The sequence below is a fragment of the Rufibacter radiotolerans genome, from assembly GCF_001078055.1.
In the GTDB taxonomy this organism is placed as follows: Bacteria; Bacteroidota; Bacteroidia; order Cytophagales; family Hymenobacteraceae; genus Nibribacter; species Nibribacter radiotolerans.
The window spans coordinates 859,927-884,057 of sequence record NZ_CP010777.1; the positions used below are offsets into that span (position 1 = coordinate 859,927).

Annotated in this window: 24 protein-coding genes; 9 read left to right on the plus strand and 15 right to left on the minus strand. The window is 50.7% G+C overall.

Features of this window, described 5'->3' with window-relative positions; translation table 11 throughout:
* Nucleotides 1–89: 89 nt before the first annotated feature.
* The 5 genes from TH63_RS03695 to TH63_RS03715 form a co-directional block, all read right to left on the minus strand.
* Nucleotides 90–587, minus strand: coding sequence for a VOC family protein (locus TH63_RS03695; protein ID WP_048919749.1), 498 nt, complete (start codon nt 585–587; stop codon nt 90–92).
* A gap of 330 nt (nt 588–917) precedes the next feature.
* Entirely contained in the window at nt 918–1,451 is a 534-nt protein-coding gene (locus TH63_RS03700) for a hypothetical protein (RefSeq protein ID WP_048919750.1), read from the minus strand.
* A gap of 89 nt (nt 1,452–1,540) precedes the next feature.
* Entirely contained in the window at nt 1,541–1,900 is a 360-nt protein-coding gene (locus TH63_RS03705) for a hypothetical protein (RefSeq protein WP_048919751.1), read from the minus strand.
* 92 nt (nt 1,901–1,992) lie between these two features.
* Entirely contained in the window at nt 1,993–2,559 is a 567-nt protein-coding gene (locus TH63_RS03710; RefSeq protein ID WP_048919752.1) for a hypothetical protein, read from the minus strand.
* A 105-nt stretch (nt 2,560–2,664) separates the two neighbouring features.
* Nucleotides 2,665–2,994, minus strand: coding sequence for a hypothetical protein (locus TH63_RS03715; protein ID WP_048919753.1), 330 nt, complete (start codon nt 2,992–2,994; stop codon nt 2,665–2,667).
* Between the two features lie 515 nt (nt 2,995–3,509).
* Here TH63_RS03715 and TH63_RS03720 point away from each other — a divergent pair.
* The 5 genes from TH63_RS03720 to TH63_RS03740 all read left to right on the plus strand — a co-directional run bounded on the left by TH63_RS03720 (nt 3,510) and on the right by TH63_RS03740 (nt 10,167).
* Nucleotides 3,510–4,757, plus strand: a complete 1,248-nt coding sequence (locus TH63_RS03720; RefSeq protein ID WP_048919754.1) for a DEAD/DEAH box helicase — start codon at nt 3,510–3,512, stop codon at nt 4,755–4,757.
* A 35-nt stretch (nt 4,758–4,792) separates the two neighbouring features.
* Entirely contained in the window at nt 4,793–5,581 is a 789-nt protein-coding gene (locus tag TH63_RS03725) for an SDR family NAD(P)-dependent oxidoreductase (RefSeq protein WP_048919755.1), read from the plus strand.
* 139 nt (nt 5,582–5,720) lie between these two features.
* Complete coding sequence (locus TH63_RS03730; protein WP_048919756.1) at nt 5,721–6,362, plus strand: DsbA family protein; 642 nt, start codon at nt 5,721–5,723, stop codon at nt 6,360–6,362.
* A 184-nt stretch (nt 6,363–6,546) separates the two neighbouring features.
* Nucleotides 6,547–7,458, plus strand: coding sequence for a universal stress protein (locus tag TH63_RS03735; RefSeq protein ID WP_048919757.1), 912 nt, complete (start codon nt 6,547–6,549; stop codon nt 7,456–7,458).
* 306 nt (nt 7,459–7,764) lie between these two features.
* On the plus strand, nt 7,765–10,167 hold the full coding sequence (locus tag TH63_RS03740) for a heavy metal translocating P-type ATPase (RefSeq protein WP_048919758.1): 2,403 nt from the start codon (nt 7,765–7,767) through the stop codon (nt 10,165–10,167).
* Nucleotides 10,168–10,841: 674 nt separating this feature from the next.
* Here the strand turns inward: TH63_RS03740 and TH63_RS03745 are convergent.
* Complete coding sequence (locus TH63_RS03745) at nt 10,842–11,444, minus strand: hypothetical protein (RefSeq protein WP_048919759.1); 603 nt, start codon at nt 11,442–11,444, stop codon at nt 10,842–10,844.
* Nucleotides 11,445–11,676: 232 nt separating this feature from the next.
* On the opposite strand from TH63_RS03745, the gene TH63_RS03750 reads away from it, so the two are divergent.
* Both TH63_RS03750 and TH63_RS03755 read left to right on the plus strand, forming a co-directional pair.
* Nucleotides 11,677–12,153 (plus strand): transporter substrate-binding domain-containing protein, encoded by a 477-nt coding sequence (locus TH63_RS03750; RefSeq protein ID WP_076606396.1) that lies wholly within the window; start codon nt 11,677–11,679, stop codon nt 12,151–12,153.
* A complete protein-coding gene (locus TH63_RS03755) occupies nt 12,150–13,115 on the plus strand; it encodes a cation diffusion facilitator family transporter (RefSeq protein WP_048919761.1) in 966 nt (321 codons plus the stop codon). The genes TH63_RS03750 and TH63_RS03755 overlap by 4 nt, the downstream gene beginning before the upstream one ends.
* 107 nt (nt 13,116–13,222) lie before the next feature.
* Here TH63_RS03755 and TH63_RS03760 read toward each other — a convergent pair whose 3' ends face one another.
* Both TH63_RS03760 and TH63_RS03765 read right to left on the minus strand, forming a co-directional pair.
* Complete coding sequence (locus TH63_RS03760; RefSeq protein WP_048919762.1) at nt 13,223–15,433, minus strand: catalase; 2,211 nt, start codon at nt 15,431–15,433, stop codon at nt 13,223–13,225.
* Nucleotides 15,434–16,033: 600 nt separating this feature from the next.
* Nucleotides 16,034–16,360 (minus strand): hypothetical protein, encoded by a 327-nt coding sequence (locus TH63_RS03765; protein ID WP_048919763.1) that lies wholly within the window; start codon nt 16,358–16,360, stop codon nt 16,034–16,036.
* A gap of 376 nt (nt 16,361–16,736) precedes the next feature.
* Between TH63_RS03765 and TH63_RS03770 the strand changes: the two genes are divergently transcribed.
* A complete protein-coding gene (locus tag TH63_RS03770) occupies nt 16,737–17,297 on the plus strand; it encodes a glutathione peroxidase (RefSeq protein WP_231583542.1) in 561 nt (186 codons plus the stop codon).
* Nucleotides 17,298–17,455: 158 nt separating this feature from the next.
* On the opposite strand, the gene TH63_RS03775 is transcribed toward TH63_RS03770, so the two are convergent.
* From TH63_RS03775 to TH63_RS03785, 3 genes are all read right to left on the minus strand, one after another.
* Nucleotides 17,456–17,863 carry a DoxX family protein gene (locus tag TH63_RS03775; protein WP_048919765.1) on the minus strand — a complete coding sequence of 136 codons (408 nt, stop codon included), beginning with the start codon at nt 17,861–17,863 and terminating at the stop codon, nt 17,456–17,458.
* 313 nt (nt 17,864–18,176) lie between these two features.
* Entirely contained in the window at nt 18,177–18,524 is a 348-nt protein-coding gene (locus TH63_RS03780; protein ID WP_048919766.1) for a hypothetical protein, read from the minus strand.
* A 48-nt stretch (nt 18,525–18,572) separates the two neighbouring features.
* Nucleotides 18,573–19,829 (minus strand): PAS domain-containing protein, encoded by a 1,257-nt coding sequence (locus TH63_RS03785; protein ID WP_048919767.1) that lies wholly within the window; start codon nt 19,827–19,829, stop codon nt 18,573–18,575.
* A 213-nt stretch (nt 19,830–20,042) separates the two neighbouring features.
* On the opposite strand from TH63_RS03785, the gene TH63_RS03790 reads away from it, so the two are divergent.
* Entirely contained in the window at nt 20,043–20,291 is a 249-nt protein-coding gene (locus TH63_RS03790) for a hypothetical protein (RefSeq protein ID WP_156180347.1), read from the plus strand.
* Between the two features lie 62 nt (nt 20,292–20,353).
* Here the strand turns inward: TH63_RS03790 and TH63_RS03795 are convergent, their stop codons facing one another.
* The 4 genes from TH63_RS03795 to TH63_RS03810 form a co-directional block, all read right to left on the minus strand.
* On the minus strand, nt 20,354–20,992 hold the full coding sequence (locus TH63_RS03795) for a M48 family metalloprotease (protein ID WP_048919769.1): 639 nt from the start codon (nt 20,990–20,992) through the stop codon (nt 20,354–20,356).
* A gap of 198 nt (nt 20,993–21,190) precedes the next feature.
* Nucleotides 21,191–22,075 (minus strand): hypothetical protein, encoded by an 885-nt coding sequence (locus tag TH63_RS03800; RefSeq protein WP_197088629.1) that lies wholly within the window; start codon nt 22,073–22,075, stop codon nt 21,191–21,193.
* A 377-nt stretch (nt 22,076–22,452) separates the two neighbouring features.
* Complete coding sequence (locus TH63_RS03805) at nt 22,453–22,845, minus strand: YybH family protein (RefSeq protein WP_048919771.1); 393 nt, start codon at nt 22,843–22,845, stop codon at nt 22,453–22,455.
* A 386-nt stretch (nt 22,846–23,231) separates the two neighbouring features.
* Nucleotides 23,232–24,086, minus strand: coding sequence for an SDR family oxidoreductase (locus TH63_RS03810; protein ID WP_048919772.1), 855 nt, complete (start codon nt 24,084–24,086; stop codon nt 23,232–23,234).
* Nucleotides 24,087–24,131 lie beyond the last annotated feature (45 nt).

The following is a 24,131-nucleotide window of genomic DNA, read 5'->3' on the forward strand; positions in this document are numbered from 1 at the left end:
ATTCTTTAACTCAGCCAACTATATGTAATCATTGACCCTTTTTATGTTTTGCTATAACCATCATTATGGAGTAAGCCGGCAGAAAGGATTCAGGGTTTGTCAATTTCCGCTAACAGGTCTCCCAGGTCCAGAGGCCTGGTGTACATATCCAGGGAGCCGTCTGGTTTTGCGGGCCACTGCTCTTTGGGCCGGTCCCAGTAAAGCTCCACGCCGTTGCCGTCCGGGTCGTCCAGATACAAGGCCTCAGACACCCCGTGGTCGCTGGCGCCGGTGATGGGGTAATGTGCCCTCTGCAGCCGGTTAAAAATAAAGGCCAGGTCTTTTCTGGTGGGGTACAGGATTGCGGTGTGGAATAATCCTACGCTTTCCTGCTCAGCGGGGGGAGCATCTTTGCTGTACCAGGTATTCAGGCCAATATGGTGGTGGTAGCCCCCGGCAGAAATAAAAGCGGCCTGGCTGCCATACATGGTGGTGACTTCAAACCCCAGCAAGTCACGGTAAAACGCCAGCGCCCGGTCCAGGTCGGCTACTTTCAGGTGCACATGTCCTATGCGGGTTTGGGCCGGGACAACGTATTTATCTTCCATTTTACCAATTTTAAAGGAGTGGTAGTAATGGTTATTCTTACTCTATTAGGAGATAAAAGGGTTGATTTATGCCTGCCAAATATTGCTCAACCTTCAACCGTCTTTGCAGTGGCTGCAAGTTTAGGTTATTGGGGGTATGGGAGGATAGGAGGTGGATTTGGGAAAGTTTGTTGTAAGGTGATTACATTACCACGCTTAAAGCCTCGTTTAATAGATTATATAAAGTCCTCAAGAGATATGTTTAATTTTTTATATGACTGGTAACGGACTCGTATAAACAGCGAGCAAGGCCGTCGGCCTTAGCTTGATGTATATACAATGTTAGCAGCTTTATTTATTTAGTTCTATATAATTAAATCCTAAAAATGATTCATAGAAGCAAAGGTTAATTTCATCACCAATTTTTGGATTTAACCATAAGTTGTAATTAGTGACAACAGTTTCTTGTTTATTTCCTAGGTTAACAACTAAAGTATTAATTTCAGGTTTTCTAAACCCACTTTCTTGTCTATACTTGTTTACAACAAAAAAGGAGTCGCAACCTGTTTTGTATGATAAAGAAATGTTTAGTTCGTTTATAGCAAACAATAAGGCTCCAATTACTGTCATTATCACTAAAGCACTCATTGTTCCGTCATCATACTTTTTTAAACTATATCGCAGAATTATGGGTTTTACTTTTTTCCAAATTGAATAACCTATAGCTAATCCGATGACAATTATAATAGCAGTAAACAAATATGGTTCATTGTATTTAGATATATCTTTAAATGCATTTATTGCTAAAATCATACTGCCTAATAATGAAGACATTACTATAAGAGCAAGTATTAATGCATTCCTTTTTGATTTTTTTTCTTTCATTATATATTGCTGCTAACGAACTGGTGTAAACGACGGCGAGGCCGTCGGCCGCTGCTGGCGTTTACACGTGGTTAGGTAAAGGCGTTTTTCTATTTTACTAGCATTTTCACTTTATCCTCTAATTCTTTACTATTATAGAAGTCCATACATTTCATAATATCTAATCTTTTGTCAAGCTTGCTTGAATACTTTTTCTTACTAATTTCGAGTGCCATGCTGTCGATTGTTTCCATAGCGTCTATACCGAAATTCCCTGTTTCAAAATATCCTGCGGCACTTCCTTCATTTTCCCAAAAGTCCGACTTTGGATTCGATTTATATAGGCATGAGCAAAAAGCCACCCTCTTTAATTTTTCTCTATCCTCGTTTGATTTTCGTCGCTCCTTAATTGTAAACCCAGCTACAAAAAGTAATATAATTGCAAAGAAGAAAAATGTCAGCTTTTTCATAATCTTCAATTTTACCTAACGTCTTTGCTAAACGACGGGCGAGGCCGTCGGCCGAAGACTGACGTTTAGGGTTTGTTAGGCAAAGATGTTTTTTAATAATATACTTTTTTGGAATAACAACCCTTATTCTCCCATTGGCCATTTTCTGCTTTTTTGTATAACTCTACACACGACCAGCCACATAGATTACCGCAATATAATTCAGTCTTCATTAATGCGTAATTCCTGTCTTTGCTAAACAGAGGTACTGAATATATATAGTACTCGTCCGTATTGTGCTCTGAATTCTTTACTTTTGGGAATTCTTTTACCGTTTGCCATTCTTTAATCTTTAATCCAGAAATCTGTTCTTTGATGAACTCAAAGTCGGGTTTAGTTAAGAAATCAGCGAGAAGTGGGGCTTCACCATAATTAAAGCTATAATTCCTTTTTTCTCCAGGTGTTAAAGTTTTCCAACTTTTTAGTTTTTTTAGAACGGAGTCGGGCTGGTATACTTCTTCCAATTTCCAGCTATTTATCTTCTTACTATATTTTCCTTTTGCTTGGTTTTGGATAAAGGTTACTATTTCTATGTCATCAATAATTGATGAGTAAGTTTGGCCAAATGTCGATAGGCATGTTATGAAAAGGAGAAATTGAGTAAGTATCAGATTTTTCATTTTTACATTTTTGCCTAACGGTTAGTATAAACGACGCGCATGGCCGTCGGCCGTAGCGTGACGTTTATGCAGTGTTAGGGCACGTAATTTTTTTGGTATTTTACTCTATGCAAAAACCCCAATTAATCTTGAAGCAAATATTACAAGGTTAATTGTTATGATAATTAATAAAGAAGCTCTTAGATATTTGTTCTTGTATTTAAGTCCTTTGTAAGGAATCAATGCGACAAGTCCACCAATAATGAATCCGATTATCGGTATGCTTATAAGCATTGTAATAAGAATCGCTCTAATCATCTGTCCGCTATTGGAATCGACATGTTCCCCCATCAAATTTTTAGCGTCGCCACCAAATATCCTTACAAGCCCGATGTTCAAAACAATTAATACTATAATTATCCAGATGTGCCTTGTTCTTTCTTGAGCTGAATACATTCTTTAGATTTTTTCTATTTCTTACCTATGTGCCCTAACTAGTTGCTAAACGGAACACCTACGGTTATCTGCACTATGTACGGAGGTATTCTTGCCTTAGCGTTTAAGTGTTTTGAAAGGCTAGGGTTCCTACAACAAGATAGCATTTTCTCCTGATTTCCAAAAAACACCTTAAAAACAGCTAATAAAGCGCCAGATGGGCATAAGAAACTGGTCTAACGCTTCTCTAACTGCGGCAGGAATGAGCATGTCATACAAAATCATATTCATATTATCAGGTAGCTAAACGTTTACTAAACGCATATAAACGTTTATATGCGTTTAGTAAACGCTTTTCCAGCCCGTTTTAAACCTGTTTTCCCAAAAACGGCCCTAAAACAGAATACCGGCTACCCATTCCCCGCCACTGCCTGCAAAACCCAGAAAGAAATCGCACCTTTGTAAAAGGTTTTGGCCGGTACCGCGTACAACCAAGAACCGTTTGTCACCCGGCCCCGGCCAGAATACCCGCGCACATGAGATTCGACGATTACCATATCAACCCCGCCATCAAGAAAGCCCTGGAAAAACTAGGCTTCAAGAAACCCACCGACATCCAGTTCAAGGCCATTCCGCCCATTTTAAAAGGCGAAGACGTGCTGGCCATTGCCCAGACCGGGACCGGTAAGACCGCCGCCTTCGCCATACCCGTGCTGCACATGCTGCATGAGCGCAAGCAATACGCCCGCCAGGACGGCATCAAGTGCCTGGTCATGGTGCCCACCCGCGAGCTGGCCCTCCAGATCACCGAGGTGTTCCAGACCCTGGGCAAGCACACCCGCGTCAAGACCATGACCGTGTATGGCGGGGTAGAGCAGGCCCCCCAGATCACCAAACTGGAAGACGGCATAGATATTCTGGTAGCCACCCCCGGCCGTATGTTTGACCTGGTAAGCCAGGGCCATATCCGGCTGGAGCGCGTAGAGATCCTTATCCTGGACGAGGCCGACCACATGCTGGACCTGGGCTTCATCAAAGACATAAGAGACGTGCTGCGCCACCTGCCCCGCAAGCGGCAGACGCTGTTCTTCTCGGCTACCATCAATGAGGTGCTCAAAGACCTGGCCTACTCGCTGGTGACCAAGCCCATCCGTATCCAGATTTCGCCTAAAGACCCCGTGTCTAAAAACGTAGACCATAGCGTGGCCTACATTGGCATGGATGACAAGCGTTTCTTCCTGGAGCGCGTAATCAAAGAAAACGAAGGCAGCAAGATACTGGTGTTTGTGCGTACCAAGGTGCGGGCAGAGCGGGTGCATGCCGCCATGGAGCGCGTGGGCATCAAGGCAGACACCCTGCACGGCGATAAAGAGCAGAAAGACCGCCTGGCTGCCCTCAACCGGTTCAAGAAAGGCGAGGTGATGGTGCTCATTGCCACCGACGTGAGCTCACGAGGCATTGACATACCCGCGGTAGAGTACGTGGTGAACTATGACCTGCCAGACGTACCCGAAAACTACGTGCACCGCGTGGGCCGTACCGGCCGTGGCACCCACAAAGGAAAATCGGTGTCGTTCTGCAGCCCCGAGGAAAAGCCCATTCTGGATGAGATTGAAAAATACCTGGGCAAGCCCATTAAGGTGCTGGACATTGAAAAGCAGGACTACACCGCCACCATTGACTTCTCCGCGGAGGTGAAACCAGACCTGAAGTCATTGCTGAAGGAAGTGGAGGACTTTGAGAATGCCCCCAAAAGAAAGAAAAGCCCTAAAAAGAAAAAGTAACGTAAGAGAGAGACATTTCAGGCGCAGCGCACCGTATGGCAAAATCACCCTATTACTCCTCTAAAGTTATCCTGATCACGGGCGGCGCCCAGGGCATTGGCCGTGGCCTGGCCCAGGCCTTCGCGCTGGAACACGGCCACGTGGTCATCACAGACCTGGACTGGGACGCCGGCGCAGACGCCATGGCCTGGCTTAAAAAGCAGCACCTGGCCGTGGAGTTCATGCCCTGTGACGTGAGCAAAGAACAGCAGGTGCAGCAGCTTATGAACAAGATACGGCAACAGCACGGCCACCTGGATGTGCTCATCAACAACGCCGGTATTGCCGCCCCGCCCCGCAAGCCACTGGCCCAGGTCACGGTAGAGGAGTTTGACCAGGTGCTAAGTGTGAACCTGCGCGGGCCCTTCCTCTGTGCCAAATACGCCTTACCGCTCTTGGAGAAAGGCACCAACCCCACCATCCTGAACATTACCTCTACCCGCGCCTTCATGTCTGAGCCAGACACGTTCGGGTATACCGCCGCCAAGGGTGGGTTGGAGTCGCTCACGCATTCGCTGGCTATAAGCCTGGCGCCCCAGCGCGTGCGGGTCAACGCCATCGCGCCGGGCTGGATTGAGACCGGCCCCTGGCAGCAGGAAGGTAAAAAGACCGTGCCGCACCACAGCAAAGAAGACAAAGAACAGCACCCCGTGGGCCGCGTGGGTACCCCCGAAGACATAGCCGAGGCGGCCCTTTTCCTGTGCTCAGACAAGGCCGGCTTTATTACGGGCCAGAGCCTGGTCATAGACGGGGGTATGACCGTGAAAATGATTTACCACGAATAGCCGTTTCAGGGCCGTTTTCCAAAAAACAGCCTTAAAACAGGTTTCTCCGTTTCCTCGCACTGGCACAGATTCGCCGGTCCATCTAAACCTTTCCTCCCAAGAAATCGGTAAATAGAAGAGTACCTTTTGCCGCAGACTTATGCAGAATATTCCTTCCAACCCGCTTTTATTGTATGTCACGGACCCCATGTGTGCCTGGTGCTACGGGTTTACGCCGGTGGTGCGCAGGCTGCGGGCGCTGTGGTACGGAAGGCTTTCTGTGCAGGTAATGGTAGGGGGGCTGCGGCCAAACCCCCAGGACGTGCTTTCCCCTGAGGAGAAAGACAAGCTAGCCGTAAACTGGCACCGCGCCCAGGAAAAATCCCGTCTGCCCTTTGACTACAGCTTTTTCCTGCAGCCTGAGATCACCTTTAACACGGAGCCCGCCTGCCGGGCACTGCTCACCGTGCGGCACCTGCGCCCCAACCTCACCCTGGAAGTGCTGCGCGCCCTCCATTCGGCGTTCTTCGCCGATGGCCTGGACCTGAGCCGCCCCGAGGTGCTGGTGGACGTGGTACGGCCCTTCGGGATTGACGAGAACCTGTTCCTGGCCGTTTTTGAGACCGAGGAGATTTACCGCCAGACCCAGCTGGAGTTCCAGGAAGTGGAGAACCTGGGTGTATCTACGCTGCCCAGCGTGTACCTTGACCATCCGCAGGGGCTTCGGCTTATTTCGCGTGGCTACTGTGACCTGCCGGAGTTGGAGGAACGCCTATTGCAGGCCCTGGAGATTCCGCTTTAGCGGGTCTTACGCTTTCCTTTTTTACCCGCCGGAAACCCGTTTTAAGCCTCTTTTTCTGAAAACACTTCCAAAACAGCGCACGGCGTTGGGCAGGCACCATTACGCGCTTTAAACAAAAGCGGGCGGGCACAACCTTAGGAGGCTCAGGTAGGTACTAATACAATGTACCTAGCCTGCTAACGTCATGAAAACCATAGCTATTCTTACTGATTTTACAGAAGGCTCCAAAAATGCGGTAGCCTATGCGGTAGAGCTGGCGCGCGCCCTGCAGGCGCAGCTGGTGTTGTTGCACGTGCACCTCATGCCTATGGTCCGGACAGATTTCTCTTCGGGGCTGGCCGGGGCAGGTTGGACAGACCCGGTGCTGTATCCGCCTGAGTCACTCATCATTGACCAGGAAATAGAACCCATCCTGAGGGAGCGGCTGAAGGAGCAGGTACAGGAAATACAGGCGGCCCAAGGGCAGGGCCTGACCGTTTGGGGCGAGCTATTGGTAGGCCGCGGTTTGGAGGCGGCGTCTTATTACGCGGCCCGCGAATCTGTGGGCCTCATTGTCATGGGCAGCAAGGGTGCCAACTCCCGGATAGACCGCTGGCTGGGAACCAATGCCGCCGATGTAATGGACCACGCACCTTGTCCGGTGTTGTCGGTGCCGGCTAACCTGCCCTTTAAAGGCTTTTCGCGCATGGTCTACGCCACAGACCACACCCATGAGTCTATCTGGCACGCGCACCAGCTCAAGGCCATACAGCGGGAGCTGGGCGCTGAAATAACCGTGCTGCACGTGCAGGAGGAAGAGACCGAGAAAACCAATCCCCACTGGAAGGCCTTCTGCCAGGAATGGGCCCAGGTAGCCCCGGAATTTAATTTTGTGCGGGTGTACTCCAAGCAGGTGGTGCGCAGCATTGAGACCTTTGTGCAGGAACACCACGCCCAGGTGCTCATAGTGGCCAAACAGCATTACTCCTTCATGGAAGGCCTCTTCCATAGCAGCGCCACTGAACGTCTGGCAGAAGATAACCTGGTACCCGTACTTTCCTTTCCGGCTCTGCCGGAAAACGGCAAAGAACCGCGGCGCACTATCTTCTCTGCGTAAGGGAGCGTATGGTTTTGTAAAGTCCCAGTTAGGATGTTTAATAGTCCCCCTTTAAAGGGGAAGAAATGCGTGCAACCTCTTGTGAGAAGGAATTAGCTTTAAAGGGAGAATCTCCGGTTTCCAGCAGCCGTTTTGAAAACCAAGGCTTCAGATATAATGGAAAGCGTGTATTCCTGTTTTAAGCCCGTTTTCTCCAAAACAGCCTAAAACGGCAGTGCCTGCGCAGAGTCATGCATAAGAATGACTTATATCATCTTCTGGCCGGGGCCGAGGCGGTACTTTTGTGGCAGACTAAAAAGACCAGTTATGCTCCAGACCGCACATCTAGAGACCGACGTCCATACCTGTTACCACTGCGGTGACGAATGCAACAGCACCATTATCCCTTTTGATGACAAGGAATTCTGCTGCGACGGCTGCAAGGTAGTGTATGAACTCCTTTCTGAAAACGACCTCTGTACCTATTATACCCTGGACAATCGCCCCGGCATCTCGGTCAAAGACCCCATTGCCTCGGCCCGGTTCCAGTACCTCAATGACCCTAAGGTCCAGCAACAGCTCCTGGATTTCCAGAACGACTCCGTCAGTAAAATAACCTTTAGCATTCCGCAGATGCACTGCAGTTCCTGCATCTGGTTGCTGGAGAACCTGAACCGCCTCAACGCGGGAGTGACCGACGTGCGCGTGAATTTCCTGCGCAAAGAGGCCGCCCTTACCTTTGAGCACGGCGTGACCAACCTGGCCCAGGTGGTGGAACTCATGGCCCACATCGGCTATGAACCGCAGATCACCCTGGCCGACATGGAGGCCCCGGCCCCTAAGCAGGACCGCTCCATCTACTACAAACTGGGGCTGGCCGGCTTCTGCTTCGGGAACGTGATGCTGTTGAGTTTCCCTGAATATTTTGGCGGACTGCAGCATTCCTTCGGGCGGTTCTTTGGCTGGCTGAACGTGTTGCTGGCCTTGCCGGTATTCTTCTACAGCGCGCGCGGCTTCTTTACCAGTGCCTGGCAAGGCCTGCAGCAGCGCATCATTAACCTGGACGTACCTATCGCCATTGGGCTGCTGGCTTTGTTCTCCGTCAGTCTCTATGACATTGCCACGGGCAGAGGCCCCGGCTTCCTGGACTCGTTTACGGGGCTGGTGTTCTTTATGCTGATTGGCAAGTACGTGCAGCGCCGCACCTATGACTCCATGGCCTTTGACCGTAACTACACTTCCTATTTCCCTATTGCCGTCTCAGTCCTGAAAAACGGGCAGGAGCTCCCTACCTCCGTGAAAGAACTGCAGAAAGGAAACCGTATTCTAGTGCGCAACCATGAACTGATTCCCGCCGATTCTATTCTCATGCGCGGCACGGCCAATATTGACTACAGCTTTGTGACCGGTGAGTCTGTGCCTGTGGCGCGGGTGGCCGGAGAAGTCATCTATGCCGGCGGTAGACAACTAGGCGAAGGAATTGAATTAGAGGTAGTGAAAGAAGTCTCACAAGGCTACCTGACCCAGCTCTGGAACCACGCCAATTTCAAGAAAGACGAAAAGCAGACCGTAGAGAATTACGCCAACGCCGTCGGGAAATACTTCCTGAGCGTGACCCTGCTCATCGCCGCCGGCGCGCTCTGGTACTGGGTGCCCCGTGACACTGACATGGCCATTGAGGCCTTTACCTCGGTGCTGGTGATTGCTTGTCCATGCGCGCTATCATTGGCTACGCCCTTCACGCTGGGGGCTACCCTGCGCATCTTTGGAAGGCAGAAGTTCTACCTCAAAAACAGTGGCGTGGTGGAAGCCATGGCCAAAGCCGATACCGTGGTCTTTGACAAAACCGGGACCCTCACCGAGCCCAGCGCCGCCGAGATCAACTTCATTGGCCACCCGCTTTCCTCGCAGGAAGAGCAGCTGGTACGCTCCGTGCTCAAGCACTCTACCCACCCGCTCAGCCAACGCCTGTATAGCTCATTGAAAGGGAATCCGCAGCCAGTTCTGGAGTTTCTGGAGAAACCGGGGGCAGGGCTTAAAGGCATAGTAGGGGACACCCTAATTGAGATTGGCTCCGGGACCTGGGTAAACGCCGATTTTACTTCTTCTAGTGACGTGCGTCAGACCCGTGTGTACATTTCCCTGGACGGAAAGGTGCGCGGCTACTATATGTTCCAGAACGTGTACCGCAAAGGCCTCAAAGAGCTGGTGCAGGAGCTGGGCAAGACCAAGAAACTAGCCGTGCTCTCCGGAGACAATGACAGCGAGGAAGCCAGACTACGTGAATTCTTCGGGCCAGACGCCGAGATGCTCTTCAACCAGAGCCCCATGCAGAAACTGGAGTACATTAACCACCTCAAAGCACAAGGCCGTTCGCCCATGATGATCGGGGACGGTCTCAATGACGCGGGTGCCCTCCGCCAAAGCGACGTAGGCCTGGCCCTCACCGACAACGTGACCGGCTTCTCCCCGTCCTGCGACGGCATTCTGGATGCCCACCAACTCACCAAGCTGGCTCACTTTATCCGGTTCTCCCAAACCAGTTTACGATTAATTCTGGCGGCCTTCGGGGTGTCATTCGTTTACAACATCATAGGCCTGACCATGGCGGTGATGGGGGAATTTACGCCCATCGTCTCTGCCATTCTAATGCCGGTGAGTACGTTGAGTGTGATTTCGTTTGCGGTGCTTTCGGTGAAGATTGCCGGGAGACGGGCAGGGTTGCGATAGGTTTTACTGACGTCCGTCAGGGGAGTATTCCGTGGGAGTAACTGGGGTTATCTGGTGCTTTCACGGAATTTTGCTTTTGCCTTAGACCATTTTGCCTTGATGGCGGGTTTTAAGATAAAGAGTTTGCTTTCGCTGGTGTGTACGCATTCCGCTATTGCCTTGGATTGGCAGCCTATGCCTAAGTCCTTATGCTTGGTTGTTTCATTTGTTCCCTCCGAGCGCTCACGGCCGCGGGGCCCCGTCTTTCCCCCTCGCACTGCCCTTGCGGCCTAGACTTGCTTTTGCTCTTAGTGAAGCTATTACAAGGCCACAAGCGAGGCGCTCGAAGTAAAGACTGGAATTGAGGGAATGTATGGGATAGGGTTTTAAGCACGTTTTAAGGAAAACAGCCTCAAAACGCAATTACGTTTAATATGCGCAGACTCCCCCCTTGAGGGGGGCGAAGGGGGGTGTTTACACCTGCCGGGTACTTCTTTCCTCGCCATAGAGGTGCTGCGGCGGGGCCGCAGGGAAGTTGGAAACTTCCGGCATAATGGGTCCAAGTTGAAAACTTGAACCAGGGAATTTCTTGCAGGTGCGTAGGGACAGGTCGCGACCTGTCCCTACGCACCTGCAAGAAATTCCTCCTCCCCTTTGAAGGCCCGGGACGGCCCACCCCCGCATAGAAATCAACTCTACTCCACCTTCACCGCCTTATTTACCGCCCACAGGTTATACGCATCAATCAGCACCTGCAGGTCTTCAAAGGTGTAGTCCTTGTTCTTGACTTTCTGCAGAATCGCCTTGTTGTCTGCAATGAGCAGGTTGATCTGTTCTGAGAAATTCTTGGGGCGTACCATGCGGTAGAATTCGCCGTCTTTCTCTACCAGGTAAGTGAGCACTGGCTGCAGGGTAGGGAAGGTGGAAGTGGAGTAGTGCAGGTAAAGGTTTAGGGCCCCAGATTTTACCACCCGCATGAAATCTTCCTGGTAATGGTTGAACTGACTAATATCAAAGCTTTTCTTCACGGTGAAGCTGTCCTGGCCTAGCACAAAGGCTTGAACATCTTTGGTGGTGAGGGGAACGGGTTTGGCTTTGGCCGTGGGCTTGACCTCTATCTGGTTGGAGGGGCCTTCGCCCGTCTGGGCGCCATACACATGCCGGATCAGGCCCTCTACCCGTTGGCCTTCTTTGGTGTAATAATGGCCCGGGGTGAAACTGCCGCGCACTTGGTGCACCTGGGCAAACATGGGGCAACCCAACAGTAAGAAACCGAACAATACCAACAGCTTTTTCATGGAATGAGCATCTAAAAGAAATACAAAGATAGAGATTGAGCCGCTTTCCCTGGAAAAATAACGGACTGTCCTGATTTTATAGGTGGGTAAAGAAAGGAATAAGCGAACAATTAGGCCAAGGGGCCGTTATAACAGCAATTTTAAGCAAAGGTTTAAAATTCATTGAAAAAAATGAGAACAGACTTTCCCTGGGCTTGAAACATAAGGAATAATTCTAAAAGTTGACGCTGCCATGGCACATAAAATAAGGTTGCTTCTGTTCCTGCTGTTGCCCTTGTGGGGGCTGAGCAGTTGTGATAAAATCCCCAAAGACCCCGAGGATTCCCTGGAGAAAGTGAGCGGCGGCACCCTGGACGTAGGCTACTCAGAAAACCCACCCTGGGTGGTGAAAGGCGCGCAGGAACCAACCGGCCTGGAGCCGGAAATGATCAAAGCCTTCGCGAAAACCATAAAGGCGAAAGTACAATGGCACCCGGGCACGGAGCAGCAATTACTGGAAGCCCTGGAAAAGAAGGAACTGCACCTGGTGGTGGCCGGCCTGACGGATGACTCCCCCTGGAAAAGCAAGATTTCCTTTACCAGACCCTATCTCACCCTGGAGAAAAAGAAGCACGTGTTTGGGGTGATCATGGGCGAGAACGCCCTGGTGCTGGAACTGGAGAAATTCCTGCATAAAAAAGAAGAAGAACTTAAAAAGGAACGGCCATGAAACCTCTGGACCGATTTGAATATCCGCCGGAACTGCGGGAGCCGTTCCGGAAGGCCAAAAAGCTGGAGTGGATCACCATTGGGTATCTCATCTCGGCGGCGCTGGTCATGTTCTTTACCATGGGCAACTCGCAGGCCATGAAAACAGCCTGGTTTGAAGATGTGCTGAGTCTTACGCCCTCGGTTTCGTTTCTCATTGCGTCCAAGGTTTTCCATAAGAAGCCTAACAAAGACTTTCCGTATGGGTACCACCGGGTAGTGAGCATTGCCTATCTATGCAGTGCCATTGCGCTGTTCTCAGTGGGTGGTTTTCTGATCATTGACTCCACCATGACCCTCATCAAGCAGGAGCACCCCACTATTGGCATAGCCGTCATTTTTGGGCAGGAGATCTGGCTGGGCTACCTCATGATGGCAGCGTTGGTGTATGGGTCCTTGCCGGCGGTTTTCCTGGGGCGCATGAAACTGCCGCTGGCCAAAAAACTGCATGAGAAGAACCTGTTCACCGACGCCGAGATGAACAAAGCCGACTGGATGACCGGGGCTGCGGCCATACTGGGTATTCTGGGCATTGGCCTGGGCTTCTGGTGGGCAGATGCCGTGGCGGCCTTGATCATCTCCGTAGACATAATCAAAGATGGGTTCACCAACCTCAAGCAAGCCGTTTTTGATCTAATGGATGAGCAGCCCAAAACCGTGGAAGAGCAAAAGAAAGACCCGTTGCTGGACCAGATCAACGCCATTCTGGAAAAACAGGACTGGATAAAGGAACACGCGTTCAGGATGCGTGAAGAAGGCCACGTGTACCTGGGCGAAGGCTTGGTAGTACCCATCACTGACGAGAACCTGGTGGAGAAACTGAACAAGGTAGCCGAGGAAATAGAGGGGTTGAACTGGCGGATACTGGAGTTTGTGCTCATGCCGGTACGCGAGATACCCCCGGACAACGAAGGGGAGAAGTAGGCTGTTTGGGCCTGTTTTCCGGAAAACGGGCCTAAAACGGGGTAGAAAAAAACAGCCTCCCGCCGGTGGGGCAGGAGGCTGTTCAGAGATATAAAAAACCCTAGTGGTTAGGCAGGAACCGTGTCTTTTTCTTCGCGCTGCCAGTGCCTGAACTGCGAAAGCTGCTCCAGAAACGCACTCCCAAAGGCTTTTGCATCGGCGCTGGCGCCGGAAGTCACTACCCCTTTGTCAGAGGTGATTTTCCCGTCTTTGGCAGTGGCCAGGGTAATGCCTTTAATGTCTGAGGCGGCCAATAAATCTACCCCTTCGCCCAGCGCTGCCACGGTTTTGCCGTGCTTGAAGGCCTCATTGAGGAAGTGCACGGCAGCGCCCTGCTTTTTCATGGCCTCCACGCTTTTTTTTCCGCCTGGTACCAGCACGGCGTCATACATGATAGAGGCGGTGGTGATGTGGCTTTTGTCTACCTTCAGTTCGGCCCCGTCTGCGCCTTTGAGCATGCCCAGGAATTTGGCCACCACCTCGCTTTCCACGCCCTGGGCTTTTAGCGCCTCCTTCAGCGCTTTTACCTGAGCTACGTTTACCCCGTTAGCGGCCAGAATGGCTACCTTCAATGATTTAAGCACCGGTTTTTTGTTTTTCTCCATGCTTAGGGCCGGTGACTCTGAAACCGATTTACGGGTGCTTATCTTCTCTTTGAGGGCCTTTACGGTGTCTTTGATGGCCTCGGCTACCTTGCCGGTGGGTGGGTCAATGCCCACGCCTTCGGCCACTTTCTGGGCGAACTCAAGGTCTACGTGGGCAAAGTTCCCAATCATGCGCTGCCGTATGGCCTCAGATTCTACCTTGCCTAGCTCAAAGTGGGCGGCTTCCAGAATGTGTTTTTTCTCTACCTCCGTCATGGAGTGGTAGAAGAGCGAGGCCTGGGTGTAATGGTCTTTAAAGCTCTCGCTGCGTTCCCGTATTTTATGGCCTTCCACTTTCTCCATGTAGTGCATGTAACCGCCCATGGCTTCCGGGGCCATCATGGGGCAGCCACCGCCCACAGAGTTAGGGAAGTAGTTGGCTTTGCCCTTGTTAATGGTCTGGCGCATGAACCCGTTCTGCTGGTGGTTGTGCACCGGGCAAACTGGTTTGTTGATAGGCACCTCCGTGAAATTGGCGCTGGTGAAGCGGTTCAATTGGGTGTCAAGGTAAGAGAACAGGCGGCCTTGCAGCAGCGGGTCATTGGTCACGTCTATGCCTGGTACCAGGTTGCCGGGGTGAAACGCTACTTGCTCGGTCTCCGCGAAGAAGTTGTCTGGGTTGCGGTTCAGGGTCATTTTGCCAATGGGCTGCAGCGGCACCAACTCCTCAGGAATGATCTTGGTGGCGTCCAGCAGGTCAAACCCGAAGGCGTGTTCGTCTTCTTCCTCCACTATCTGCACCGCCAGTTCATATTCTGGGTAATTTCCTTTCTCAATGGCCTCCCAAAGATCGCGGCGGAGCCAGTCCGGGTCTTTACCGGCAAGCTTCTGGGCCTCGTCCCAAACCAGGGAATGAGAGCCTAACAGCGGGCGCCAATGGAATTTCACAAATCGGCCCTTGCCTTCTTCATTGATGAACCGGAACGTGTGTACCCCAAAACCCTCCATCATCCTGAAGGAGCGCGGGATGGCCCGGTCTGAGAGCACCCACATGATCATGTGCGTAGTTTCAGGCACCAAAGACGCGAAATCCCAGAAGGTGTCATGAGCGGCACTGGCCTGGGGCATTTCATTGTCTGGGTCTGGCTTGATGGCGTGCACCAGGTCTGGGAACTTGATGGCATCCTGAATAAAGAACGGCGCAATATTGTTGCCTACCAGGTCATAGTTGCCTTCCTGGGTGTAGAACTTAACGGCAAAGCCACGCGCATCACGCACCGTGTCTGCAGAGCCACGGGAACCCACCACGGTAGAGAACCGCACAAAAACCGGAGTAATAAGGCCGGGGTTTACCAAGAACTTGGCCTTCGTATATTGGGTCATGGAGGTGTCATACGGCTGGAAGTAGCCATGGGCACCAGAACCGCGCGCGTGCACTACCCGCTCCGGGATGTTCTCATGGTCAAAGTGGGTCATCTTTTCCCGGAAGTGGAAATCTTCTAAGAGCGTGGGCCCTCTGGAACCGGCGGTCAGGGAATTGTCTGTATCTGAAATGCGCACGCCCTGGTCGGTGGTGAGGTATTGCTCCTGGGGGTTCTCCCGGAACGTTTCCAGTTGCTGGTCTTTCTTATTCTGGTCTACCTGGCGGTTTGTCTGGTTAGGCTGTTTACCAGAAGCTTTATTCTTTTTATCCATAGTAACTTAAAACGTTTAAGGTGAAGGGAGTGGGCCCATTGGGCCAGGAAGGCTGAGTAGAAATAGCACAAGTGCGTTGGTAGAAATACGGCAGACCGGCCACTGAGTTAATATAACCTGGATTAAAATGAGATTAAAATTGTATTAAATAAATGTATAGAGTAGTCAGAAAAAGAAGGAGTTTTACGGTTGAATCAGAAGTGTTTATACGCTTTTCCTTCATTAAAACTTTCTGGAAACCCGGACAGGGCAGGGGAAATGGTTTTGGAAAGGATTGTAAGGAATAATGGAAGTCTCCTGGAGCAAGGGTGGAATGAACATCAACGGCTAAGTAGAAGCCTGGCCTTAATTGAAGTTTACTATGAAAAAAAAGTGGCAGATTTTTAGGTTAGGCATGATGCTTCTACCTGGAGGGAACGGGCTGGTTTGGCGCTGTTTTGCCAAAACCAGGCTGTAAACGGCAGAGGTGCCAGCAGGATAAATAGCTGGAATGAAAGGCTGCCGCCAGACATTAGGTAAGGCAGAAAGGATTTAGAAACCTGGTTTAAAAATAAAGCCCTCCGGAGACCGGAAGGCTTTGGTATAAGAGGCTGAGAAGGGTTAGTCAATTTTCTCGTCTACTTTCTTTACCCCTTTCTTAGTGGTGTTCTTCACGGCTTTGCCGGCTTTCTTGGTGCCTTTTACCACACCGGTTCCTACTTTCTTAGCTCCCTTGCCGGTAGCTTTGGCCCCGCTTACGGCCACGTTTTTAGTGCCTTTGCCCATCTCTTTGGCGCCATGGCCCATCTGGTGGGTACCGGTCTTGGCCCGCTCTTTATTAGTTTGGTACTTGGTGGTGTCCTGCACGGCAGGAGTTGAAGCCTCCGCAGGAACTGCCTGCAGATAGGCACCGGCTACTAAGGCCGCTATAAATGCTAATTTTTTCATGTCTGTAGCTGTTTGCTGTACACCATATGGTTCTCCTTAAAAACGGATGCCCACTTTGATAGTTGCAATGGAAGCAGATAAAGCAGGGAACCCCATTGGTTGAGAATAGCCGTGCCAGGCGTTTTAAAGCCGTTTTTCTGAAAACACCTATAAACTAAAACAGCCTGTGACAATGGGCCCTCGTTGTCGCAAATGAGAGGTTGAAAGCTGGTGGCACAAACACTAACCGTGTGAGGTAGCACGTTCTGTTTTAGGGCTATTTTTAGAAAAACGGGCTTAAAACAAATTCTTTTCTGAATTTGCGGCCGTACTATAAAACCTTGGAGCCGGTTACCGGTTCTAGTTGATTATGGATCTTAAGAAACGAATACTCAAAATGCTCTACCCCCTGATCATGCGCCTGTCTAAGGCCAGCGCGAAGGGAAGGGTATTGACTAACGAGAAGAAGGTGGCGCCTGCCCAACCGTTCTATAACCTGAACACCGTGCTCAACAACGGCAAGCCCCTGGAGTTTAGCCAACTGAAAGGCAAGAAAGTGCTGCTGGTGAACACGGCCTCCAACTGCGGCTACACCGGCCAATATGAAGAACTGCAACAGCTGCATGAGCAGAAGAAAGACTCGCTGGTGATCATCGGGTTTCCGGCCAATGACTTTAAGGAGCAGGAGAAAGATAATGACGCCGATATCTCTCAGTTCTGCCAGGTGAATTACGGGGTCACGTTTCCGTTGGCCAAAAAGAGCGTGGTGGTGAAAAACGAAAACCAGAACCAGGTCTACAACTGGCTCTCAGATGCCCGAAAGAACGGCTGGAACGAGCATGAACCCGACTGGAACTTCAGTAAGTACCTGCTGGATGAGAACGGCGTATTGACCCATTATTTCGGGCCGGCCGTTTCTCCGCTGAGCCCCGAGGTGCAGGAAGCCCTGAAACAATAGAAGACTGGTTTTTAAGTAGCCTAAAACGCCTTTCCGGTATTTGTCCCTTACAAGAAGGGACAGTCACCGAAAAGGCGTTTTTGCGCAATGGGAAATGAAGGTTGAAGTAATGAAACAGCCTTTGTCTTTGTGAAATCTGAAAGGCAATTCCTGTCGCTTTAGCGCGAAACAGGGTGCAGTCTGTTGCCTCTGGCGGCATCAAGGCTCCAGATACCGGCACCCTGGGCGGCAATGTACAGGAACAGAAAGCAGTACAGCATCGCTAATTCGCCCTGGTTCAGGATTGGTGCCCAGCCATTGGGGGCATGGGCTATAATATAAGCCACCGCCATCTCGCCACTGGCAATAAAAGCGGCCCAACTGGCAAACAGGCCAATGGCAATCATGAAACCAGCCACCAACTCAATGGCACCGGCCACCCCCATCATAGAATCCAACTCTACCGGACCTGTTCCGCCGGGCCACGCAAATAGTTTCTGGGTGTCGTGCATCATAAACAGTAAGCCCGCCACTATACGCAGCAGGGCATAGATTTGCGGCGCATACGCACCTAATATTCTATCCATCGTATCTCTATTTTAAATTGACCTTTTTAAAATAAAATTTGAATATTTTTAAGAGATACGGGTGCTAGAGGGATATTGTTAATGGGTAAAGAATTGAGGGACAGAGGTAAAGGAAGGGCAGTAAGGTAAAACTGTTTTAGGCGTGTTTTCCGGAAAACGGCCCTGAAACGAAAATGCTCTCTTATTGAAAATAAGTTGCCGGAGGCTAACAGGTAGCTAGGTCAAGGCAGGGCCTAAATTGCCTATCGCAGGAGAAAAAGCGCTAAAAAGGGAAGACGGGCGCTGGCCCGTCTTCCCTTTTTAGATAGAGATTTTACCGTAACCGCTGTTCCATTTTAGAAAGCAGGTCCAGAAACTTCTCTGAGTGGGATTCTACTTTTTCAAGGCCTTCATGAGCTTCATCAATTCGGCCGGCCTGGTAAAGGTCTATGTAGTGTTTGGCGGCGGTGTTGAGTTCCTTTTGAATAACGGAGAGTTGCTGTAGTTCTGGTTCTCTGTGATAGGTAGAGAGCCCCACCGTGGTAAACCAGACATTGACTGGCCCCGAGGCAGAGAAAAAGGTGTCATCATACGTGCCCCCGTAAAGCACGGAGCGAATTTTTGACTTATATAAAATGTGCTTGATGCGTAGCTGTTGAAAATCTACCTGCGCGGTATTCATACGGTGATATAAAGGTACCTCTGTGTTTTATGGTGGGTTTGTACCTGCCTAAGCTTGAGTAGATTGTTTCAGCAACATACTTTCTGTGGTTTCATACCCGCAGACCAAAATGCCCGTAATTTTTTGCTCTTCGTCATACATGGCCTGGTACACAAAGGAAAGGTACAGGTCATGCAAGACGCCGTCATTGTGCTTGTCAATTTTCACCAGAATGTTGTTGGCCGTAAAGGTCTCACCGGTGTTGTAGACGTTGTCCAGCACGGCAATGAGGCCCTGTTCCTCTACTTCTGGTACTACCTCTATCACGGTTCTGCCCAGCAATTCTTTGTTAGGTATCAACTGCTGGTATTTCTCATTGGCCAGTTCATAGCGGTGTGTGGGACCATTGAGAATACAGAAGAAGACGGGCGCCTGCATGATAAGCCGTTCCAGGGTAAGGCGGCGGCTTTCGGCCTTTTTATGGTTAAGCGTGACCTGGTCCGCCAGGGCAGACATCTGCTCAGCAGAGTCCAGGAGTTCCTGCACCATGAGTTTGGTGGAGTGCACGTCTGTGCAGGAACCCACTATGGTTTCAATGGCGCTGCCGTCTTTGGTAAGCACGGGTACTATGCGGCAAAGAAACCAGCGGTAGGCGCCTTCGTGGTTTTTGAAGCGGGCCTCCATCTGGAATTCCTTCTTGTTGGCTATGGCTTCCTGTAGCCGCTTTATAACATCGGGCAGGTCTTGGGGGTGTACCACGTTTTCCCAGTTATAGTCTGGGTGGAGGGCCTGCTGCGCGGAAATTCCGGTGTATTTTTCCCAGCGGCTGTTCACGTACGTGACCTGTATCTGGGGAGTAAAGGTGAATACCAGCTGGGGAATGGTGTCGGTCATGGTGTTGAACTTCTTCTCGCTGGCCTGCTGGGCTTGCTTGGCCAGTTCGCGCTCGGTCACGTCCTCGGTTTTCTGGATAATGTACTGCAGGTTGCCCTGGTCATCTAAGACAGGGGTATGCGAGGCCTCCCAGAAGCTTTCATAATAGCCGCCGCCTTCGTGGGCGGGGCGGGCTATGTGGTAGCGCACCAGGTCCATGTGGTCAACCTGCTTAGTTTCTACCACCCGGTCCAGGGACAGCTTCACGGGGTTTTCCTCATAAGAGTAATCTTTGTCTGGGTAAGCCTCCAGCAGAAAGTGCTTGCCTTTAATGTCGTCCAGGGACCGCAGGGTAGTTTTTAAGTAAGCCTCTGTGGCGGCCAGCACGGTATAGTCAGGGGAAAGAACAACAAAGTTATCTGGGGCTTTCTGGAAGATTCTGAAAAAATCCATGAGGGGAATGTTGTGCAGTTAGGGGTAAAAAATCAGTCTGAAAAAAGAAACTCCAAAGAACAGAAAAGGTTTTGGAAAAGTACCTGGCCGAAATGTTAAAAATACTTAGTAGCCATGTGCAAAGTACTTGGGTTGGCTTTCTTGCCTGTTCTGGGTAAAACAAACCAAAAGCCAGGGGCGCGTATAACCCAAAGACAAAACCAACGCAAAAAAATGGATAAGCCCCTACTAGACGCGGTCACTGAGGCCGTGCAAAAAAAGAAGTTTCTGAAGATACAGTACGTAACGGACCTGAACGAATACCTGACCGTGACCACCATGATCAAAAAGGTGGAGGAGAAGGAGGGAGGGCCAGTGCTGGAACTGGTCACCGGCCAGGAACTCGCCTTTGACCAACTGGTAAAAGTAGGCGACGTGCCCGCTGCCAAATACAACCCCCGTGACTTTACCTGCGACTGCTAACCCCAGCGTTTTACAGCCAGAAAGAGTACTTGGATTACCTTTTATAAGCAGTGAAACAGCGGTTACTGGTTTCTCACCTTCACATTGTCGCCGGCAGGGTGCGTAACATGGAGGCAGGGAGTGTAGTCTGAGCCATGCAGGGGTTTTCCGGTATCGGAGACGTGGGTACAGGCAGATTCATCCTCGTTATGCAGCCTATGCCTGCAGGCTACGTTCTGCGTGGAGTAGGAGGAGAGGGAATGTAGGTGCTGGTCTAGGCGGTGCGCCCTGGCTTTACGGGGGTAATGCAACAGGTCTTCATGGGCGCTGGTGTGCAGGTAATCCAGCATGCTGAGCAGAATGGATTTGTCTTGCAGGTACAGGTACTCGGTGGCGTAAATGTCAGCGCCTATTTCCATGTCCTTGTTTAGCTGCAGCATGCCGTTGCCTTGCTGGTTCAACTTCTTTTTATTGACGTGGCCTCTTTGCAGGTGCCCGTATTCATGGGCCTGGTGGAAGGCGGACACAAAAGGCCCGGCCTGCATGGCCAACTCAGGGTTGAATTCTATCACATAGGTCTTGAGGCTGTCATGGTAACTGAGTTTGGCAATACTCTGTAACTGAGAATTAGCCACCAACGAAACCGGGGGAACCCACTTCTGAGCAAACCCTGTTTGCAGCCAGAACAAGAGCAATAAAGTGAGGAGGGCGCGAGCTAACATGAGAAGAATAGTAGAGGTATATAATTTTGTATAAAGGATATCTTATAGGTGAATATAGGAAATAAGAATGAAATTCAAACCGGGGACTATTCACCTGAATTTGCTTTGCACAAACCAGCAGGCAAAAAACGTTTCAGGCCCGTTTTTGGGAAAACGGGCCTGAAACGGAAAGGAAGGTTGGAAAAGGAGAACGCGCTTTTACCTCACACTTTTCTTGGGCAAGGTGTACAGCGCCTTAATGGTGAAACTGGCGAACTTGTCATTGGAGCCCAGGTAAGAATTAGTGCCCTCGCGGTTGTCCAGAAAGTCGGTGGAGGGCATGGAGAGGGTAAGGTCGGTGGCAATGCTTATCTGGTCAGAGAGCCTGAACCTGACGCCGCCGCCAATGGGAATGACCAGCGCCATGGCCGGATAACTCTTGCCTTCGGTACCCTCCGGGGCTGTTTCATTAGAATCAACATCATACCCTAAGAGGCCAACCCCCAGTTTCACATAAGGCACAATGACCACGGCCCCCTGGAAAGACCGGTTATAGAAGTTGTTGAGGGTGTTTCGGCTGGCTAAGTGCATGGCCAAGGCACCGGTACCAGACACAACGGAGGATTTAAAAGACAGGTCTTTCTGCTCCAGGGTAAACGTCTGTTCGCCCTTTATCTGATAGAAATCTACGTTCACAAAGGCGGCCAGATAAGGAGTCACTTGCCGGATGGCGCCCAACCCGGCGGTAACCCCGAAGCCGTTGGACTTTAAAAGGTTTTTGGTGCTCCTATTGTCGGCGGCGTAATCACTGTTCATCACGGAAACTCCACCTCCGGCCGTTAAGGTAAGTTTATTGGAGACCTTGAAAAGCCGAAGCACGCTGTTGCTGGTGGTCTGGCGGGTGCGCTGCCCCATGGAGCTTAAAGGCGCCGCCAGGGAAACCAAAAATAAGAAAGCAAAAAGCAGTCGTTTATTGCTATTATCCAGGAGGCTTGTTGCTCTTAACCTGTGAATATTGGAAGGAAGCCGGAGTTGCGGAAAGCCAGCCTCGGCAGAGTCGTTTATGTTGGGAGCTTGGTGACAATAGGTAATTCTATTTTTCATTTTTAATTTGCTGGTATAGAACGTAAAAGCGCCAATTTCTTCACCATGGCCTTCTGGGGTTTACGGTATTTAAAAATTCGCCCCAATTACGTTATAGAAACCCAAAGTACGTGCAATATCATGTAACGAGTTAGATAATAAGAGTTTGTTTCTGGGCTTTTTGAATACGTACTAGATTTTTACGGGGCCTGCGGAAAATGTACAGGATTCTGCCTATTATTTTGAGGCTTTTTTTGCGCTGTCCTTTTTAGGGACCTATCCGGACACGGCTTTGTAATGGGCGCCAGCTAGACACGCCACCGCCCTGCACCGGCTCCTTCCGTTTTAGATAAGAGGCTGATGCAGGGCGGTGAGCAGGTTTTAAGGAGCAGCGGTGGCTAAGATGCCTGGTGGTTGCTGTTCCAGATGTCTTTCTGCATTTTCCAGTGGCCATTTTCCTGTTTCCAGACGGCCATGTATTTTCCCTTGTCCAGGGGTTGGCCCCCATCGCCTTTGAGCACATAGGTGCCCAGTTCAATGGCCGTGAAGTCCAGCTGTTCCACCTCTACGGTATCAAGGGTGATTTCTTTTACGCCCATGTCCAGGGCACTTTGCCAGTACTGGCAAATGGCTTCGCGGCCTTTAAGGGCCTCATGGCCCGCCGGCATCAGCAAGGCGGTAATGGTATAAAGATCAGCGACGCCCGCGGCATCGCCTTGGCTAAACAGATGAACAAATTTTGAATTAAGGCTCTTGATTTCCTCTGTGAGGTCAGTGCTAATGGCTTCCATAAGGTGGAAAGTGAGATGAAGTAAAACGTGTACATAAACGCCAATACATCAGGAGCCGGGCAGACGGTGTTTTAAAGGTGTCTGGCTTTGCTCCCCGCCGGAGTGTCCAAAATACTTCAAACAAATACGCAATACACTACATGATCCTTCCGGGGAGGCACGGATGAAAACGCCAATGGTCTTCGCCGCTCCCCTAGAGGTAAGAAAAAGGTGATGAGGGAAAAGGCAAGCCTGCGTTTAGGTTGCCTTTAGGAAGGTAGCAATAAACCTGAGAATTAGAAACCTTACCGCCCAATATTTGCTAGTGTGTCCCCGCTGTAGCAGGGAAGATAAAAAAAGAAAGCCCCACAGGGCTTTCAGGTGGTAGGATCTTAAAGAATGGCCGGTTAGGTACCCTTGAGGCCTTCAGAAATAGTAGTAGCCAGGGGAGTGGTAGGGTGCCCGATGAGGGCAGAAAGTTGGTGGCCATCATTAAAAAGGTCTCCTTTAGAGGCAGAGACGTCCCAACCGGCAATGGCGTGGGCCAGGTCTATGGGTAACCCGAAGCTGGTTAGGGCTCGGGCATAGTCCGCCTCTGGCAGGTTTTTGTAGGGAATATCTTTTCCGGTTTGGCGAGAAATCTCGGCGGCCAGGTCTTTAAGGGTGTAGGCTTCGTCACCGGCCAGTTCATACACTTTGCCCTGCTGTCCTGGAGACGTTAAAACGGTGACGGCGGCCTCGGCAAAATCAGAGCGGGATGCAGAGGATATTTTGCCATCTCCGGCGCTGCCAATGAAAGCCCCGCCCGCCAAAGCCCCGGGTATAGAACCGGTATAATTCTCTGTGTACCACCCGTTGCGCAGCAAGGTGTACGGAATGCCCGACTCTTTCAAGGCGGCTTCGGTGGCCAGGTGTTCCCCGGCCAGGCTAAGGGTAGATCTGTCGGCATGCAGCAGGCTGGTATACACTATCCATTTCACGCCGGCCTTCTTAGCCGCGGCAATCACGTTTTTATGCTGCGTGGCCCGCTTGCCTACTTCACTACCAGAGATCAGGAGCAAGGTGTCTATGCCCTCCAGGGCTTTATCCAGGGTTTCTGGTTGGTCATAATCGGCTTCGCGGGCTTCTACGCCCAAGTCGGCGGCTTTCTGCTTAGACCTCACCAGCGCCACAATCTGGGCTTCTGGTTGTTTTACTTTCAGTTTGGAAATGACAAGGCGGCCCAAGTGGCCAGTGGCTCCGGTAATGGCTATTTTCTCCATGTTGTTTAGGGTTTGGCTAAGGTGTTTTATACGCAGGTGGAGAAA

Coding starts and splice junctions, on each gene's coding strand:
- TH63_RS03695 (WP_048919749.1), bottom strand. CDS start 587: ATGGAAGATAAATACGTTGTCCCGGCCCAAACCCGCATAGGACATGTG.
- TH63_RS03700 (WP_048919750.1), bottom strand. CDS start 1,451: ATGAAAGAAAAAAAATCAAAAAGGAATGCATTAATACTTGCTCTTATA.
- TH63_RS03705 (WP_048919751.1), bottom strand. CDS start 1,900: ATGAAAAAGCTGACATTTTTCTTCTTTGCAATTATATTACTTTTTGTA.
- TH63_RS03710 (WP_048919752.1), bottom strand. CDS start 2,559: ATGAAAAATCTGATACTTACTCAATTTCTCCTTTTCATAACATGCCTA.
- TH63_RS03715 (WP_048919753.1), bottom strand. CDS start 2,994: ATGTATTCAGCTCAAGAAAGAACAAGGCACATCTGGATAATTATAGTA.
- TH63_RS03720 (WP_048919754.1), top strand. CDS start 3,510: ATGAGATTCGACGATTACCATATCAACCCCGCCATCAAGAAAGCCCTG.
- TH63_RS03725 (WP_048919755.1), top strand. CDS start 4,793: ATGGCAAAATCACCCTATTACTCCTCTAAAGTTATCCTGATCACGGGC.
- TH63_RS03730 (WP_048919756.1), top strand. CDS start 5,721: ATGCAGAATATTCCTTCCAACCCGCTTTTATTGTATGTCACGGACCCC.
- TH63_RS03735 (WP_048919757.1), top strand. CDS start 6,547: ATGAAAACCATAGCTATTCTTACTGATTTTACAGAAGGCTCCAAAAAT.
- TH63_RS03740 (WP_048919758.1), top strand. CDS start 7,765: ATGCTCCAGACCGCACATCTAGAGACCGACGTCCATACCTGTTACCAC.
- TH63_RS03745 (WP_048919759.1), bottom strand. CDS start 11,444: ATGAAAAAGCTGTTGGTATTGTTCGGTTTCTTACTGTTGGGTTGCCCC.
- TH63_RS03750 (WP_076606396.1), top strand. CDS start 11,677: ATGGCACATAAAATAAGGTTGCTTCTGTTCCTGCTGTTGCCCTTGTGG.
- TH63_RS03755 (WP_048919761.1), top strand. CDS start 12,150: ATGAAACCTCTGGACCGATTTGAATATCCGCCGGAACTGCGGGAGCCG.
- TH63_RS03760 (WP_048919762.1), bottom strand. CDS start 15,433: ATGGATAAAAAGAATAAAGCTTCTGGTAAACAGCCTAACCAGACAAAC.
- TH63_RS03765 (WP_048919763.1), bottom strand. CDS start 16,360: ATGAAAAAATTAGCATTTATAGCGGCCTTAGTAGCCGGTGCCTATCTG.
- TH63_RS03770 (WP_231583542.1), top strand. CDS start 16,737: ATGCTCTACCCCCTGATCATGCGCCTGTCTAAGGCCAGCGCGAAGGGA.
- TH63_RS03775 (WP_048919765.1), bottom strand. CDS start 17,863: ATGGATAGAATATTAGGTGCGTATGCGCCGCAAATCTATGCCCTGCTG.
- TH63_RS03780 (WP_048919766.1), bottom strand. CDS start 18,524: ATGAATACCGCGCAGGTAGATTTTCAACAGCTACGCATCAAGCACATT.
- TH63_RS03785 (WP_048919767.1), bottom strand. CDS start 19,829: ATGGATTTTTTCAGAATCTTCCAGAAAGCCCCAGATAACTTTGTTGTT.
- TH63_RS03790 (WP_156180347.1), top strand. CDS start 20,043: ATGGATAAGCCCCTACTAGACGCGGTCACTGAGGCCGTGCAAAAAAAG.
- TH63_RS03795 (WP_048919769.1), bottom strand. CDS start 20,992: ATGTTAGCTCGCGCCCTCCTCACTTTATTGCTCTTGTTCTGGCTGCAA.
- TH63_RS03800 (WP_197088629.1), bottom strand. CDS start 22,075: ATGAAAAATAGAATTACCTATTGTCACCAAGCTCCCAACATAAACGAC.
- TH63_RS03805 (WP_048919771.1), bottom strand. CDS start 22,845: ATGGAAGCCATTAGCACTGACCTCACAGAGGAAATCAAGAGCCTTAAT.
- TH63_RS03810 (WP_048919772.1), bottom strand. CDS start 24,086: ATGGAGAAAATAGCCATTACCGGAGCCACTGGCCACTTGGGCCGCCTT.